Source organism: Vibrio navarrensis (genome assembly GCF_000764325.1).
Taxonomy (GTDB): Bacteria; Pseudomonadota; Gammaproteobacteria; order Enterobacterales; family Vibrionaceae; genus Vibrio; species Vibrio navarrensis.
Genome location: NZ_JMCG01000001.1, coordinates 2,135,879 through 2,152,431 on the forward strand (window position 1 = coordinate 2,135,879; position 16,553 = coordinate 2,152,431).

A 16,553-nucleotide genomic window follows, 5' to 3' on the forward strand; every position below is an offset into this window, starting at 1 on the left:
CATTTCCATAACAAACAAGGCCAGAAATTCTGGCCTTGTTGCATTTCAAGTGGCTTACGCCAGTTTCAGATCGTACTGCTTACGGTAGCTAACCATATCTTCAATCGTCAGTACTGGCATATGGTGCAGTTTGCCAAAAGCGATGATCTCTGGCGTTTTCGCCATGCTGCCATCGGGGTTGGTTAACTCGCACAGCACACCAGCCGGAGATAATCCCGCCATTTGCATCAGATCCACCGTCCCTTCCGTGTGTCCGCGACGCGCAAGTACGCCGCCAGGGCGGGCACGTAAAGGAAAAACGTGCCCAGGACGAGCTAAATCCTCAGCCTTTGCCTGCGGATTGGCCGCGGTTTTAATCGTCGTGACACGATCTTGTGCCGACACGCCGGTTGTTACGCCGTGTTTGGCTTCAATCGAGACGGTAAACGCAGTTTGATTGGCGCTGTTGTTGTTGACCACCATAGGCGGCAGTTCCAGCTTATTGGCTTGTTCCTCGGTCAGGCATAGACAGACGATGCCACTGCATTCACGGATCATCAGCGCCATCTGTTCGGTGGTCAGATGATCGACGGAATAGATAATGTCACCTTCATTTTCGCGATCTTCATCGTCTAAGAGCAGCACGCCACGGCCTTGTTGTAACGCAAGCAGCGCCTTTTCAACACGCGTGATAGCATCGCCATATTCGGCAAGTAGTGATGACTGATTCATGGTTAACTCCTAATAATCACCAGAATCAGGGCTGTATGAGGGGAATGAGCTAAGCTCAATCCAAAACGAAATGCACCAGAACGTGGGTGTTCTGGTGTGGTTTCATTCTCTCTCATCCGGACTCTAACCGTCGGCTCTGGCCTCTCACCAGATCTGCTGACCTCGACGAATCGAGCGCTCGCGGGCTCACCTAAAAGGTATACCGCCGGTGGGGAATTTCGCCCCGCCCTGAGAATAAAAAGTTTAACGTTTGCTTAATTGCTCGGGCATGTTACTCGCTTCGCCAAGCGATTGGAAGGTGAATAAAACCGTTTGGCGGAACTTTGTCCGCCGCCCGGGATGCTTAGTCAAAGCGGCACTTACCCAGTTATTGGTGGGGGGGACCAGCAACGCCGGTTCGTTAGGAGCATAAATGGAAAGTGCCGCTTTGGCTCAGGATCACAGCCAATCGAGTAAAATGAGCAGAGCCTGACGCTCTAGTGGGTTGCGAGTAACCCTAAGCCGATTGGCATAGTAGCTAAGCATGACCCGTTTGGTGTTGTGATTTGAGTTACTGCTCATAATAGGCTCCTTTCGGTGCGGAAAAGGTGGTGGACTTGCTGCCTAGCTATACTCCGACAAAATCGGGAATAGAAAAACTGAGTAAGTTTTTCCGTTTTGTTCCGGATAAACAGAGTGAAGGGCAAAAAAGGCTGAGATTAGGAGTGAAAGTGGTAAAACGAGGAACAATTAAAGCGATTTTTTTCTGATTTTTTCTCTCCCGGTTTACGCGATACTAGTGGCTTCTCATTTAGCGAGGCTCACTTTTGTCAGAACTCAATCTTCTTCGTTACTACGTGCGTTTACAGCCTATGGGAGTGGGCGTCGCGGTCAAAACGACGCTACAGGAGGTGGCCGATCTACTCTTTACCACGCCGAGACACGCACGCAGCTTGTTAACACAAATGCAGCAGGCGGGTTGGCTACAGTGGCAACCCAAGTCTGGACGCAACCAGCGATCGCAATTGATGTTGAATATTGAGCTGGCCTCATTGAAAGAGCAACTGGCCACAACGCGCATCCGGGCGGGAAAATATGAAAAAGCGTTGGCCATTTTGGACCAAGATCAAAATGCTTTCGGTCGCCTGCTGAAAAACACCTCGGGCGCATCGCTGCGCGCTGGGCGTTTGCACATCCAACTCACCTATAAACGGCCATTTGAACAAATTCTGCCGCACCACTTGCAGCGCAGTAGTGAACGTTTTTTGATCCGTCAGCTCTACTGTTGCTTGCTCTCTTGCGATAAAGATGGCCAGTTGCACCCGGAGTTAGCCCATCATTGGCGCAGTGAAGACGATGATCGCAAGTGGACGTTTTATCTCCGACCGGGGCTGACGTTTCACAACGGCGCTGCGATTGACGCCAGCACGATTGTCAGTCTGTTTGCCAAACTCTCGAGCTTGGATTTGTATCGCAAAGAGTTGGCTCATCTCGATAACATCGTCGACCAGTCGCCACTCAAAGTGGTGTTCACCTTAAAACAGTCGGATCGCGGATTTGCAGGCCTGATTGCTGGCGTTCGTTACGCTATTCAGCCTGTTAGCCAAGTTAATGCAACGCAAAGTCCGTTGGTGATTGGTAGCGGCCCGTTTGAATTGGTGGAACATTCCGAGGTGCAGTTTAAGTTGCGTGCGTTTGAAAACTACTTTGCTTGTCGTGCGATTACCGATCAAGTCACTATCTGGCTGATTGACGAGCAGACGGCCGCGCGCAAACAGATTGAGACCAACCAGCCTGAGGCGAGCCATGAGCCTTGTAACCATTATGTCAACTCTCGAAAATCTGCACAGGAATCTCACCCGCAGCAGCAGAGCCGAGTAGAGGATGGTTGTTTGCTGTTGATGTATAACCAAACTGGACGCAACGCTTTTAGTCCAGCGCAGCGTCGTTATCTCAGCGGTCTATTGACACCGCAACGGGTGCAAAGCGAGATTGCGAAAATGAACGGCTCGTTTGGTTCAGTGACGGCGCACAATCTGCTGCCGCAGTGGCAAGCTGTCGTGCGGCCAAAAGCGGAAAAAGTGAAGCTACCAAAGCAGATCGACCTTGCGATTTACAACTACAAAGTGTTGTCGCATTGCGCGCGCGCCATACAGAGTCTACTTGCCGAACAAGGATGCCGAGTGACTATCCAAACATACTCCTATCGTGGACTGGATCAAAAAGCCAGAGAAGGTGAGCTCAGCGAAGCGCTGATTTTGACCAACATCAGCTTAGACGATAACCGCCATGCTTCCGCCTTTTGCAATCTCTTTAGCAATCCCATCTTGCATGCCTGTATTGGTGAGACGGCAAGTGAATGGCTGGATCAACAACTGATCGCCCTGCGCGCTGAAGTGCCCCTAGTTGATTATCTCGACAAGCTTGAACCGATTGCTTCGGCATTGATCAATGAGTATTGGATTTCGCCGCTGTTCCACCACTTACAGACGTTGCGTTTCCATGGCGTATTACAAGATGTTGCGCTCACCAATTGGGGATGGCCAGATATTCGTAATGTGTGGGCAGCAGAATAAGACTATATTAAAGAGGTTGATTATCCAGCCAAAAAGGAAAAGCAGATGTTAGAGAGTAACAACACCGGACTCATCGTTGTTGACGTCCAAGGAAAGCTGGCGCAAATGGTGGATGGCAGTGAGCAGATGATCGCTAATATTGTCAAGCTTATTGAAGGAGCGAAAGCGTTGGATCTGCCCATCATCTGGCTTGAACAGATCCCCGAGAATTTAGGTCAGACAGCCGAGCCGATCGCGCATGCACTGACGGGATTTGTTCCGTTTCACAAACACACCTTTTCTGGGTGCCGCACCGAGTCTGTTGCAGAAGCTATCCGCGCATGTCAGGTTGAACAATGGCTTCTCTGTGGCATTGAAACGCATATTTGTGTCTACCAAACGGCCATGGATCTGAAACGAATGGGTTATGAGCCTCAGGTGGTCAGTGATTGTGTCTCCTCGCGTGATGTTGCCAACAAAGAACTGGCACTGAAAAAGCTCTGCGCCAGCGGTGTTGGCTTGACGGGGCTGGAAATGTGCCTGTTTGAATTGATGGAGGACGCCAAACATCCCGCGTTCAAAGCGCTACTGCCACTTTTTAAGTAATGCTGTCGGCACGTTAAGCAAAGTGCCGATCGTCAACCCTTATCGCTGTACAAGCGAGACTTTTTCTGCTCAGATTGGGCCCACTTTGCTTTATTATTTTTAGGTAATTTCTGTATGTCGTTATCCGATCTTAAATTTATTGCTGCCGATATGGACGGTACTTTGCTGGACGAAAACAGCCAACTTAACCCGGCGTTTTTCCCGATGTTTGAACAGTTGCAAGCCAGAGGCATTCTGTTTGCTGCAGCGTCTGGGCGTCAATACTACAGCTTGATCAAAACCTTTGAACCCGTCAAAGAACGTATGCTCTTTATTGCGGAGAACGGCACTTTAGTGATGCACAAAGGGGAAGAACTCTATAGTTGCACCATCGCCAAGGAGCAGATTGACGCTATCGTCACCGCCGCTCGCTCGATAGAAGGTGCGCATATTGTGCTGTGTGGTAAGAAATCGGCGTACATCGAAACGCAAGACGCACAAGCGTTGGAGGAGTTTGCCAAATATTACCACCGCTGCGCCTACGTGACCGATCTATTGGCGGTGGAAGATGACTTCATTAAGGTGGCGATCTGTCATTTTGGTGGCGCAGAAGATTTAGTCAACCCAAGGATGAAAGCCTTGTTCGGTGAGACTCATCAAGTGGTCGTCAGCGCTAAAATTTGGCTTGATGTGATGAATGCTCAGGCATCAAAAGGCGCTGCCATTAAACATTTGCAGCAAACGCTCGGTTTTAGCTTTGAGCAAACGATGAGTTTTGGCGATTATCTCAACGATACGGAGATGCTCAACGAAAGCTTCTATTCTTACGCGATGGAAAACGCCCATGAACACATCAAACAGATTGCACGTTTTCGTGCGCCGAGTAATCGCGAAGCTGGCGTATTTCAAGTGATCACACAGCAAGTATTAGCTTAAGTTCCTTGCCGCAATGGCTAATCTCATGGGCAACATAGCAGACATTGCGGTACATAAAGCGCTAAGCCTGCTTGCACAAAACATGCAGGCTTGCTTCTGCGCGCGCGACCATTGCGTCTTCCTTTAACAGAGATCAATCTTCACATCGGTTTAACCTCGCGTCTTACTTTCCTGTCCTACACTGAACTTGGTCTGTTAATGGGCAGGTTCAGGAGGACATCATGCTTCCCGTTCAACGTCATTACACCGTTTCAGGAAAGCCAAATTTACATGCCTGTGTTGAAGTAAACCCCACAGGAACAGTCGAAATCGAAGTTTTGGAGTTGTACCAACACCACAGCAGCAGTTTCGACAATCTCTCTTTCAAGGTAAATCCACAGGGTGTCAGTGTTGTCTGCTGTCATCAAGCATCACCTTGGCAACTCTTGCTCAATAACCAAGATGCTCAGGAGTTACGCAGCCTAATCAAAGAGGCGGAAGAGGAATATGAAATCCTGATGCGCGATTTGTAGTTTGCCTAAGGATAAATGGATTTTGCACAGGGGAGGCTGTTTATTCTCTTGTGCAATTTCGGTTGTTCGCTTGTCAAAATAAAGGACGAAATCCTTTAAATTTGTTCCCTCTGAATGTTTAAATTATGATATTTTATCCAAAACTTAGGCTCGTATAATGATACATTTCGCATGTTTATTGTGCGTCATACGTATTGTTGATAAAAATAATAGCGGATTTTTCGTAAGTAGTTGTTTGTATATTTAGTTGGGCGAGACAGCCGAGTAGTAGGAGGACGTTATGCCAAGAGTGAGTCGTGCAGTGGCACAGCAAACACGACAAAACATTATCGATACTTCATTTAAAATCCTCCTGCTGGAAGGTTATGAAAACCTGACGTTTACCCATATCGCAGAGAAAACGGGTATCAGTCGTTCCGGGGTGAATGGCCACTTCAAAAGAAAAGAAGATCTGCTGGAAGAGCTGAAACCAAAGGCTGTTGAGCTGGTGATTCAGTCGTTGGAGTTCTCTTCTCCAGAGGATTTTTATCGCTCTTGGGTGAAGGCTGTGCGAGAAGACAGAATGTTTCGCAATCTTATCCAAAACGTTGGAGAGATCATTTGTACCGAGAAAGGCCGAACCCGACTCACACGCTTAATTCAAGGTGACGCAGAAGAGGTTGAAAGAGTGGTGTACATGGCGATTGGCTATGCCGTGGTCAATATTTCCTGCTCAATTTGTTGATTGAACAGAAGCTCATATCTTAGTACCGCTGAAAAAGAAAAAGTGCGAATTTATAGTCATAAATCCATCAATAAATAACGGATGGCACGTTTTATTTCTTTCTTTTCCTTTGACTCACGTTATAATGGCGCCGTCTAAGTGAGTTGGTCCTCACAGACAACACTTTCTATGCTTTGGTTGTATAACCAGCTTAGCTTAAATGGCTTTTGGTCGTTTGGTTGTCCTACTTTTGCCAAACGACCTTCTTTTTGGCTTCATTTTGAACACCATTCATTTTCTACTTCGCTTAAGATGAAATTGAATATAGAACGCCTTCAGCAATGGAAGGCGTGACGGTTTCTCATTCGCGCTTCATTGTTTCGCTAACCGCGATATCCACTGGCTGACAAAAGGTAAATGATTGGGCAGTAGGATAAATACGACTGCCACAAAAGCCCAAGAACCGAACAGGTCTACAGGGCGATGCATCCCCAACCACAATCGGCTATAGGCCACGCTGCTCGCCCATACCAGTAACAATACTAACGCGCCGTATCGCTTAGCAGATAAAAAGGCCGCCCCAAAAAAAGCCACGCAAATCGCCGCGAAGAGGGTATGTCCGGAAGGAAATGAATAGTCCTTCTCGCCTTGCCAATGTTGGCTTCGCCATGGGCTGATATTTTGTGATACGGCTGAAATGGCCTGCGCTTTTTCCGTATCATCAAGACGATAAAAATCTGCTGGAGAGTCAATGATCTGCTCAGCGGCCAGCAACTCGCTATAAGGACGGGGGCTCTCCGTTGACAGCTTTAAGCCGCTTTTACTTGCAAAACCTATGATGAGTAACAGGCCAAGCTGCAAAAATTTCTGTAGTACGCCTTGCCTAAATTTACGAATTGAGAGTGCCCAACTGCACAGAATAATCAGCGTGATGAAAAAGCCCTGACTGCCCGCTGAGTAAGTTAAAAGTGTCAATAGGCGCCCTTCAAACGAGGTGACTGGAGAAAAGAGAGAGGCTGGGTAGCAAAACCAAGTGATGACGCCAAGGCAAAGAGCGTAGCAAAAAAGGGTGATAAGCCCAGCCAGTTTAAAATTGAGAGCACGGTTCACGAACAGTTTCCGCCGTTAATAAAAAGCGGCATTGTATGCCAAGGCAAGCAGCAGAAATATCAGGGCAAAGTTAATTTGCTTGGTCACTCTGCTGCCTGCTAACCGTTCGGCGAAAGTTTGTGTCAGCGCACGTGCATATGTCCGGCAAAGAAATGGTTCACGGGCCCTCTTCCTTGACCGACAGATAACTCATCGGCATGACTAATAGCCTGAGAGATGTACTGTTTGGCGAGAAAAACCGCTTTGTGCATCCGGTAGCCTTGCGCTAAGTAAGAGGCGATCGCTGAAGAGAGGGTACAACCCGTACCGTGTGTATTGCGTGTCGGGTGACGCGCCGAACGGATCAGCTCAGCTTTATCACCTTCAACCAGTAGATCGCTGCTGTATTGCTCCTGATCCAAATGGCCACCTTTAAGCAATACTGCTTTAGCGCGTAGAAGACGTAACTCTTGGATTGTCTGCATTAGGCCGCTTTCGTTCTCGGGTTGAGGCTGTTGGGTTAAAGCGGCATATTCGGGAAGGTTCGGTGTAATGATACTGGCCAGAGGGATCAAGCTTTCCTTGAGCGTGTTGATGGCTTCCGGCGCAAGAAGCAGATGGCCACTGGTGGACACCATCACTGGATCCAACACAACAAACGGTGGACGATATTGGCGGATTTTGCTGGCGACAAGGCGGATAATATCGGCGTCTGCCAACATACCGATTTTTACTGCTCGGACATCTAAATCGCTGAACACCGCATCTAGCTGCGATGCAATATGTTCAAGTGGAATGGGCAGAACGGCGGATACCCCTTGAGTATTTTGCGAGGTAATCGCGGTAATCACAGAGCAGGCGTAACTGCCAGTGGCGGAGATGGTCTTAATATCGGCTTGAATACCCGCACCGCCACCGCAGTCTGAGCCAGCGATAGTGAGAACAATAGGGATGTGGGATTGAGAGTCTTGTGAAAGTATCATCTTGCTTCCTACAACAAGACGTACAGGAACTGCGTATTCAATAATCTGCCGCCGTGCGATGGGGGAAACATTTGTCTTTAACCGCAACAAACGGGTGAACACGCATATAGTTCCCTACGTCAGTATTAACTGCATCAGGTTCAACGGGTCTCGCTTTGCGATCTCAGCCTAAAGGCTCCCCGACTATATCTGCGACATCATAGCAGCAAAAAGGCCTGCTGCAAGTCACTCACAATGACTCGCGTAGATCCAACTCGTTCTGGATCAAGGTGACACACTGGGAAGCAAACAGCATCTTAGGGCCAAGACTGATCTTTTGCGTACCTAAGCGTTTTAAGCTGTTGAAAGTCTTCTTCGGCATCGGAATGTGATCGGTGAGCAAAAAGCAGGGATTTGGCGCAAAATCAACGTCGCGAACAAATTCGCCCTTTTTATCCAACATATAAAGCTGGTGGTTTTCCGCAATCTCTTGAATAAGGCGCTCAAAACTGATGGTTCGAACCGTTACACCTGGTTCCACATTACGGCACTCTTCTTTGGCCATTCCTTGAGAAGCATCTAACGAGCGAGCAACCACATTCAGTAAAGTGGCTTCATTAAAGCCGTTGATATTCGTGACATCGTTTGACTGAATCGTGATGGTTCGAGAATAGTCTTGAGTACTTTCCAGCACTAAATGGACCGTCACATCCTCGCGGTGCGATTGAGCAACAAACATGGTGTTCATCAAAGTATGTGCCAAAATTTCAGTGTGCGCTTCCTGACCAACGCCTTCCAATAAGGCTTTACTGTTAGTTGGGGCGGCACGGGCGCGTAAAACAAAAGAGCGCATAAATAAAACCTCTAATGAGCAGTAAGTTGAATGGGCGGAGTATATACCCAAGTCAGACTGAGGCGCGAGCCAAAACAAAAAACCTCTATTAAAGAAGAAATAAATAAAATGCGAATTTGATTATAAAACCCTTATTGAGTTAGCCAGTGTGATCGAGCAGCATAGAGGATAAACTCACTGCTTTATTAGAATGAAACATGAAAATTGAATCTATCAAAAAATCGCTTTACCGCAGAAAAACCAATATTGTCATTGTTGGCTTTGTGGTGCTTTTCGCACTCTTATCACTGGCATTCGGTAGCTTGCTGATTTCATTGTTTGGTAACCAGACAGTCGTCGAACAAGAGTCGACGGGCAATTTCCACTGGAACTTGATCGGTGTCCTTCTTGGACTTCTGACCTCGGTTTCGTTACTCAATCAAGTGAAAGGGCATCCTTTCTTCAAAGAAGTCGTTTACGTTTGGCAAATGAAACAATTGCACAATCGCATTTTTCGTAGACTGAAACAGATAAAGTCGGCAGCAGAGCAAGAAGATCTGCAGGCATATACGATTTTAAAATTCTATTATCAAAGCCAAGTACAGATCTTTGAGTTAGACAACAATACGCTGACTTTGGACAGCGTCACGCGTGAGCTAGAGAAATTAGAGGATTGGGAGCGAAAACAGGGGGCGAGGCTTAAGACTGGGGAGATAGACGAGACGTGGTTAAACCAGTTTTAATCTACATATAGCTACTTACTATTAACAACTGCGTATGCAAAACGAGCGGTTGGGTGATATTTGTTCATCTAAACCAATTTTTGCAGGTTTTTGCAAAAAATGGGTTGCCAATAAAATTTCTCTGCCTATAATGCGCATCCACTGACACGGCAGACGCCACAAGGCTTCAGCGGTATCAGCGAGGTGAAAAACTTCTCCGAAAAGAAATTTGAAAAAGTGTTTGACTCTTTAAATTGACTCGCTAGAATGCACCTCCGCTTCGAGAGAAAAGCTTCTCGAAAAGCAAGCTCTTTAACAATATAAACCTATCAATCTGTGTGGGCACTCGTTGATGATAATCGCAAAAGATTTATCAATGAACTGAGTGACCAAAACGAATCGCAAGATTCGGCACAGTCAATTTATTCAGTATTCATTGAGCCGAAGCGCAAGCTTCAAAAAACTTTTAATTGAAGAGTTTGATCATGGCTCAGATTGAACGCTGGCGGCAGGCCTAACACATGCAAGTCGAGCGGCAGCACAGAGAAACTTGTTTCTCGGGTGGCGAGCGGCGGACGGGTGAGTAATGCCTGGGAAATTGCCCTGATGTGGGGGATAACCATTGGAAACGATGGCTAATACCGCATGATGCCTACGGGCCAAAGAGGGGGACCTTCGGGCCTCTCGCGTCAGGATATGCCCAGGTGGGATTAGCTAGTTGGTGAGGTAAGGGCTCACCAAGGCGACGATCCCTAGCTGGTCTGAGAGGATGATCAGCCACACTGGAACTGAGACACGGTCCAGACTCCTACGGGAGGCAGCAGTGGGGAATATTGCACAATGGGCGCAAGCCTGATGCAGCCATGCCGCGTGTGTGAAGAAGGCCTTCGGGTTGTAAAGCACTTTCAGTTGTGAGGAAGGTGGTGTTGTGAATAGCAGCATCATTTGACGTTAGCAACAGAAGAAGCACCGGCTAACTCCGTGCCAGCAGCCGCGGTAATACGGAGGGTGCGAGCGTTAATCGGAATTACTGGGCGTAAAGCGCATGCAGGTGGTTTGTTAAGTCAGATGTGAAAGCCCCGGGCTCAACCTGGGAATTGCATTTGAAACTGGCAAACTAGAGTACTGTAGAGGGGGGTAGAATTTCAGGTGTAGCGGTGAAATGCGTAGAGATCTGAAGGAATACCGGTGGCGAAGGCGGCCCCCTGGACAGATACTGACACTCAGATGCGAAAGCGTGGGGAGCAAACAGGATTAGATACCCTGGTAGTCCACGCCGTAAACGATGTCTACTTGGAGGTTGTGGCCTTGAGCCGTGGCTTTCGGAGCTAACGCGTTAAGTAGACCGCCTGGGGAGTACGGTCGCAAGATTAAAACTCAAATGAATTGACGGGGGCCCGCACAAGCGGTGGAGCATGTGGTTTAATTCGATGCAACGCGAAGAACCTTACCTACTCTTGACATCCAGAGAATCTAGCGGAGACGCTGGAGTGCCTTCGGGAGCTCTGAGACAGGTGCTGCATGGCTGTCGTCAGCTCGTGTTGTGAAATGTTGGGTTAAGTCCCGCAACGAGCGCAACCCTTATCCTTGTTTGCCAGCGAGTAATGTCGGGAACTCCAGGGAGACTGCCGGTGATAAACCGGAGGAAGGTGGGGACGACGTCAAGTCATCATGGCCCTTACGAGTAGGGCTACACACGTGCTACAATGGCGCATACAGAGGGCGGCCAACTTGCGAAAGTGAGCGAATCCCAAAAAGTGCGTCGTAGTCCGGATTGGAGTCTGCAACTCGACTCCATGAAGTCGGAATCGCTAGTAATCGTGGATCAGAATGCCACGGTGAATACGTTCCCGGGCCTTGTACACACCGCCCGTCACACCATGGGAGTGGGCTGCACCAGAAGTGGTTAGTTTAACCCCTTTTCTTTCGAGATTAGGGGAGGACGATCACCACGGTGTGGTTCATGACTGGGGTGAAGTCGTAACAAGGTAGCGCTAGGGGAACCTGGCGCTGGATCACCTCCTTATACGATGATTGTTGCGATGAGTGTTCACACAGATTGATATGGTTTAGACAGTTTAGAGTATCTTAGTGTCCCGTTCGTCTAGAGGCCTAGGACACCGCCCTTTCACGGCGGTAACAGGGGTTCGACTCCCCTACGGGATACCATCTTTAAGCATTCTTGCGAGTGTGTTTAAACATGGTTTTCATTAGAAAATCTGCTCTTTAACAATTTGGAAAGCTGACAAAGTAATTTATCTTTATTGATAAATTACTTGTAAAGTTCTCAATGTTTGTCTTGATGACAAACACCAACAAAACACATTCAAGTGTTCTTGGGAATGTCACTTATAGTGACAATTCAAAATTGAGTCCGGCAAATCAATGCTATCTCGCTCATTCAAATAATGAGATAGCGAACTTTGGTTGTTTAAACAGAAGACCCTTTGGGGTTGTATGGTTAAGTGACTAAGCGTACACGGTGGATGCCTTGGCAGTCAGAGGCGATGAAGGACGTACTAACTTGCGATAAGCGGTGATGAGGCAGTAAGAGCCACTTGAGTCACCGATTTCCGAATGGGGAAACCCACTTACATAAGTAAGTATCGCTGCATGAATACATAGTGCAGCGAAGCGAACCGGGAGAACTGAAACATCTAAGTACCCCGAGGAAAAGAAATCAACCGAGATTCCGAAAGTAGCGGCGAGCGAAATTGGATTAGCCCTTAAGCTTTATATGCGTTAGACGAATGGTCTGGAAAGGCCAACGATACCGGGTGATAGTCCCGTAGTCATAGGCGCATGTTCAGTGAAATCGAGTAGGGCGGGACACGTGTTATCCTGTCTGAATATGGGGGGACCATCCTCCAAGGCTAAATACTCCTGACTGACCGATAGTGAACCAGTACCGTGAGGGAAAGGCGAAAAGAACCCCTGTGAGGGGAGTGAAATAGAACCTGAAACCGTGTACGTACAAGCAGTAGGAGCACCTTCGTGGTGTGACTGCGTACCTTTTGTATAATGGGTCAGCGACTTAATGTTAGTAGCAAGGTTAACCGCATAGGGGAGCCGTAGGGAAACCGAGTCTTAACTGGGCGTATAGTTGCTAGCATTAGACCCGAAACCGAGTGATCTAGCTATGGGCAGGTTGAAGGTTGAGTAACATCAACTGGAGGACCGAACCGACTAATGTTGAAAAATTAGCGGATGACTTGTGGCTAGGGGTGAAAGGCCAATCAAACTCGGAGATAGCTGGTTCTCCCCGAAAGCTATTTAGGTAGCGCCTCGGACGAATACTACTGGGGGTAGAGCACTGTTAAGGCTAGGGGGTCATCCCGACTTACCAACCCTTTGCAAACTCCGAATACCAGTAAGTACTATCCGGGAGACACACGGCGGGTGCTAACGTCCGTCGTGGAGAGGGAAACAACCCAGACCGCCAGCTAAGGTCCCAAATTACAGCTAAGTGGGAAACGATGTGGGAAGGCTTAGACAGCTAGGATGTTGGCTTAGAAGCAGCCATCATTTAAAGAAAGCGTAATAGCTCACTAGTCGAGTCGGCCTGCGCGGAAGATGTAACGGGGCTAAGTTGTAAACCGAAGCTGCGGCAATGTTCTTGGAACATTGGGTAGGGGAGCGTTCTGTAAGCCGTTGAAGGTGTGTTGTAAAGCATGCTGGAGGTATCAGAAGTGCGAATGCTGACATGAGTAACGACAAAGGGGGTGAAAAACCTCCTCGCCGGAAGACCAAGGGTTCCTGTCCAACGTTAATCGGGGCAGGGTGAGTCGACCCCTAAGGTGAGGCCGAAAGGCGTAATCGATGGGAAACGGGTTAATATTCCCGTACTTCTGACTATTGCGATGGGGGGACGGAGAAGGCTAGGTGGGCCAGGCGACGGTTGTCCTGGTTCAAGTGCGTAGGCTTGAGAGTTAGGTAAATCCGGCTCTCTCTAAGGCTGAGACACGACGTCGAGCTGCTACGGCAGTGAAGTCATTGATGCCATGCTTCCAGGAAAAGCCTCTAAGCTTCAGATAGTCAGGAATCGTACCCCAAACCGACACAGGTGGTCGGGTAGAGAATACCAAGGCGCTTGAGAGAACTCGGGTGAAGGAACTAGGCAAAATGGTACCGTAACTTCGGGAGAAGGTACGCTCTTGATGGTGAAGTCCCTCGCGGATGGAGCTGACGAGAGTCGCAGATACCAGGTGGCTGCAACTGTTTATTAAAAACACAGCACTGTGCAAAATCGCAAGATGACGTATACGGTGTGACGCCTGCCCGGTGCCGGAAGGTTAATTGATGGGGTTAGCGTAAGCGAAGCTCTTGATCGAAGCCCCGGTAAACGGCGGCCGTAACTATAACGGTCCTAAGGTAGCGAAATTCCTTGTCGGGTAAGTTCCGACCTGCACGAATGGCGTAATGATGGCCACGCTGTCTCCACCCGAGACTCAGTGAAATTGAAATCGCTGTGAAGATGCAGTGTACCCGCGGCTAGACGGAAAGACCCCGTGAACCTTTACTACAGCTTGGCACTGAACATTGAACCTACATGTGTAGGATAGGTGGGAGGCTTTGAAGACGTGACGCCAGTTGCGTTGGAGCCGTCCTTGAAATACCACCCTTGTATGTTTGATGTTCTAACGTTGGCCCCTCATCGGGGTCGCGGACAGTGCCTGGTGGGTAGTTTGACTGGGGCGGTCTCCTCCCAAAGAGTAACGGAGGAGCACGAAGGTGGGCTAATCACGGTTGGACATCGTGAGGTTAGTGCAATGGCATAAGCCCGCTTAACTGCGAGAATGACGGTTCGAGCAGGTGCGAAAGCAGGTCATAGTGATCCGGTGGTTCTGAATGGAAGGGCCATCGCTCAACGGATAAAAGGTACTCCGGGGATAACAGGCTGATACCGCCCAAGAGTTCATATCGACGGCGGTGTTTGGCACCTCGATGTCGGCTCATCACATCCTGGGGCTGAAGTCGGTCCCAAGGGTATGGCTGTTCGCCATTTAAAGTGGTACGCGAGCTGGGTTTAGAACGTCGTGAGACAGTTCGGTCCCTATCTGCCGTGGGCGTTGGAAGATTGAAGGGGACTGCTCCTAGTACGAGAGGACCGGAGTGGACGAACCTCTGGTGTTCGGGTTGTGTCGCCAGACGCATTGCCCGGTAGCTAAGTTCGGAATCGATAACCGCTGAAAGCATCTAAGCGGGAAGCGAGCCCTGAGATGAGTCTTCCCTGACAGTTTAACTGTCCTAAAGGGTTGTTCGAGACTAGAACGTTGATAGGCAGGGTGTATAAGCGCTGTGAGGCGTTGAGCTAACCTGTACTAATTGCCCGTGAGGCTTAACCATACAACACCCAAAGGGTTTTGATAGACTCAAAACAAGAACAAAAACTTGATTGTGTTAAAAAGAACGTAAACAGCTTTCCAGATTATTCTCTAGAAATAGAGAGAAAGAATTTGCTTGGCGACCATAGCGTTTTGGACCCACCTGACTCCATCCCGAACTCAGAAGTGAAACGAAACAGCGTCGATGGTAGTGTGGGGCTTCCTCATGTGAGAGTAGAACATCGCCAGGCTTTAATATCGTTTTCAGATATCCATTTAAAGTGAATAGTCTGAATACAAAGCTAAACATCCAGCATCGTAAGTATAAGACTCGATTTTTAGTGACAATTTGTGGAGAGATGGCTGAGTGGTTGAAAGCACCGGTCTTGAAAACCGGCGTACGTTAATAGCGTACCTAGGGTTCAAATCCCTATCTCTCCGCCACTATTAATAAAGCCCGCTGAGTAATCAGCGGGCTTTTTGCTATTGGTAAAATTTCACTCGTTGATCAACTTCATAAAAATTGGCAGTAGTGTATAGCAGAATTTTTCGTATTCTCCCTAGCATCAAACTTATGCATGTTATTGCCTGTAATAAGCTATTCTCTTTTCTGTTAGATAGTTATGTCGGTTACGCTGAGTTTTTGACTTGGAGATCTGGTTGGAAAAATAGCCAATATGGAGTGAGTTATGAAGAGAATGATAGAGCTATTGGCTGTAGTCAGTGTCAGCTTGGGTAGCCTAGTACCCGTTTATGCGATGGAACCCCAAGTGGGCGATGTCATTGAACTAGGACTAGGGCAATTGAAACCGACTCAGTCATCTATTGGCTACGAGCAGATTTTCTACAAGTTAGGACGTTACCACCGTGATCCGAAAACGATGTTCGATGAGTTATGTGAATCGAACGGGCAAAAAGGGATCAAACATTATACCGACGCTTCTCTGCCAAACGATAACTTGTCTTATCAATGCAAAGACGAGATAGGCACGCATAAAGACAAAATGAAAACAGTGGTTATTGGGCCAGATGGGCAGTATTTCCTTACTGATGGGCATCATACGTTTAACGTTTTTTACCAGATGCCTAGTGGTGGAGAGCAGTTACGCGTCAACGTTTTGATAGACAAAGATTATCGCCAGTTGCCAGATTGGCCAACATTCTGGGGAAAAATGGTCGCACATGGTGATGCTTGGCTTTTTGACGAGCAAGATCGGCCGATTGATTACAACCAACTTCCGACCAAATTGGGTATCTCAAATTTTAGTGACGATCAATATCGCTCGCTTGTCTATTTTGTCAAAGGCGTTGCCTGGGACAAGCCCACGCAAGCAATTCCATTTCTCGAATTTTATTGGGCGAGAGAGCTACGCTCGCTGATGGAGGGCAGCCAGTTTGATTTGTCTACCCAGCAAGGTTATCGTGACGCTCTAAAAGTGACCAGTCGGAATATCATTGCGATTAAAAGTCGTGATGTAGGCGGTTCTGGCATGAGTGGCAAGCAACTTGGACAGTTGAAAAAGGTCGACAATAAAGCGTTAGAGAAGTTACTGAATAAAAAAGGCAAAGTCACCGACGCGCTTAACTACAAAGCGATGTCTCACTAAGTAATTTGCAAGAAGAGCACAAGAGATTTGAGCTAG

General features: G+C 48.1%; 12 protein-coding genes, 2 tRNA genes, 3 rRNA genes and 2 riboswitches. Of the genes, 12 read left to right on the forward strand and 5 right to left on the reverse strand.

Going from position 1 to position 16,553, the window contains the following annotated elements:
• Positions 1-54 precede the first annotated feature (54 nt).
• Complete coding sequence (gene ribB, locus EA26_RS09470) at positions 55-711, reverse strand: 3,4-dihydroxy-2-butanone-4-phosphate synthase (protein WP_039427074.1); 657 nt, start codon at positions 709-711, stop codon at positions 55-57.
• A 100-nt stretch (positions 712-811) separates the two neighbouring features.
• Positions 812-951, reverse strand: a riboswitch (FMN riboswitch).
• 198 nt (positions 952-1,149) lie between these two features.
• On the reverse strand, positions 1,150-1,272 hold the full coding sequence (locus tag EA26_RS22460; RefSeq protein WP_264299488.1) for a hypothetical protein: 123 nt from the start codon (positions 1,270-1,272) through the stop codon (positions 1,150-1,152).
• A gap of 245 nt (positions 1,273-1,517) precedes the next feature.
• Between EA26_RS22460 and EA26_RS09475 the strand changes: the two genes are divergently transcribed.
• From EA26_RS09475 to EA26_RS09495, 5 genes are all read left to right on the forward strand, one after another.
• Positions 1,518-3,266, forward strand: coding sequence for an SgrR family transcriptional regulator (locus tag EA26_RS09475; protein WP_039427076.1), 1,749 nt, complete (start codon positions 1,518-1,520; stop codon positions 3,264-3,266).
• A 45-nt stretch (positions 3,267-3,311) separates the two neighbouring features.
• Positions 3,312-3,851 (forward strand): isochorismatase family protein, encoded by a 540-nt coding sequence (locus EA26_RS09480; RefSeq protein ID WP_039427078.1) that lies wholly within the window; start codon positions 3,312-3,314, stop codon positions 3,849-3,851.
• Positions 3,852-3,965: 114 nt separating this feature from the next.
• Entirely contained in the window at positions 3,966-4,766 is an 801-nt protein-coding gene (locus EA26_RS09485) for a Cof-type HAD-IIB family hydrolase (RefSeq protein ID WP_039427079.1), read from the forward strand.
• Between the two features lie 221 nt (positions 4,767-4,987).
• Positions 4,988-5,278, forward strand: a complete 291-nt coding sequence (locus tag EA26_RS09490; RefSeq protein WP_039427080.1) for a hypothetical protein — start codon at positions 4,988-4,990, stop codon at positions 5,276-5,278.
• Between the two features lie 280 nt (positions 5,279-5,558).
• Positions 5,559-6,002, forward strand: a complete 444-nt coding sequence (locus EA26_RS09495) for a TetR/AcrR family transcriptional regulator (RefSeq protein ID WP_039427081.1) — start codon at positions 5,559-5,561, stop codon at positions 6,000-6,002.
• A gap of 351 nt (positions 6,003-6,353) precedes the next feature.
• Here the strand turns inward: EA26_RS09495 and EA26_RS09500 are convergent, their stop codons facing one another.
• The 3 genes from EA26_RS09500 to trmY all read right to left on the reverse strand — a co-directional run bounded on the left by EA26_RS09500 (position 6,354) and on the right by trmY (position 8,885).
• Positions 6,354-7,091: a phosphatase PAP2 family protein gene (locus EA26_RS09500; protein WP_039427082.1), complete on the reverse strand. Its 738-nt coding sequence runs from the start codon at positions 7,089-7,091 to the stop codon at positions 6,354-6,356.
• A 122-nt stretch (positions 7,092-7,213) separates the two neighbouring features.
• On the reverse strand, positions 7,214-8,053 hold the full coding sequence (thiD, locus tag EA26_RS09505) for a bifunctional hydroxymethylpyrimidine kinase/phosphomethylpyrimidine kinase (RefSeq protein ID WP_039427083.1): 840 nt from the start codon (positions 8,051-8,053) through the stop codon (positions 7,214-7,216).
• 94 nt (positions 8,054-8,147) lie between these two features.
• Positions 8,148-8,245, reverse strand: a riboswitch (TPP riboswitch).
• Between the two features lie 37 nt (positions 8,246-8,282).
• A complete protein-coding gene (gene trmY, locus EA26_RS09510) occupies positions 8,283-8,885 on the reverse strand; it encodes a tRNA (pseudouridine(54)-N(1))-methyltransferase TrmY (protein ID WP_039427085.1) in 603 nt (200 codons plus the stop codon).
• 197 nt (positions 8,886-9,082) lie between these two features.
• On the opposite strand from trmY, the gene EA26_RS09515 reads away from it, so the two are divergent.
• From EA26_RS09515 to EA26_RS09545, 7 genes are all read left to right on the forward strand, one after another.
• Positions 9,083-9,607 (forward strand): DUF3087 domain-containing protein, encoded by a 525-nt coding sequence (locus EA26_RS09515; RefSeq protein WP_039427086.1) that lies wholly within the window; start codon positions 9,083-9,085, stop codon positions 9,605-9,607.
• Positions 9,608-10,053: 446 nt separating this feature from the next.
• Positions 10,054-11,612 (forward strand): 16S ribosomal RNA (locus tag EA26_RS09520).
• A gap of 67 nt (positions 11,613-11,679) precedes the next feature.
• Positions 11,680-11,755: transfer RNA gene (locus EA26_RS09525), tRNA-Glu, on the forward strand.
• Between the two features lie 290 nt (positions 11,756-12,045).
• Positions 12,046-14,932 (forward strand): 23S ribosomal RNA (locus tag EA26_RS09530).
• A 113-nt stretch (positions 14,933-15,045) separates the two neighbouring features.
• Positions 15,046-15,161, forward strand: a 5S ribosomal RNA gene (gene rrf / locus EA26_RS09535).
• The 16S, 23S and 5S rRNA genes sit together here with 2 tRNA genes alongside, the layout of an rRNA operon.
• Before the next feature lie 102 nt (positions 15,162-15,263).
• Positions 15,264-15,354 (forward strand) — tRNA-Ser (locus tag EA26_RS09540).
• Between the two features lie 245 nt (positions 15,355-15,599).
• A complete protein-coding gene (locus tag EA26_RS09545; protein ID WP_039427088.1) occupies positions 15,600-16,517 on the forward strand; it encodes a ParB/Srx family N-terminal domain-containing protein in 918 nt (305 codons plus the stop codon).
• Positions 16,518-16,553: the final 36 nt, after the last annotated feature.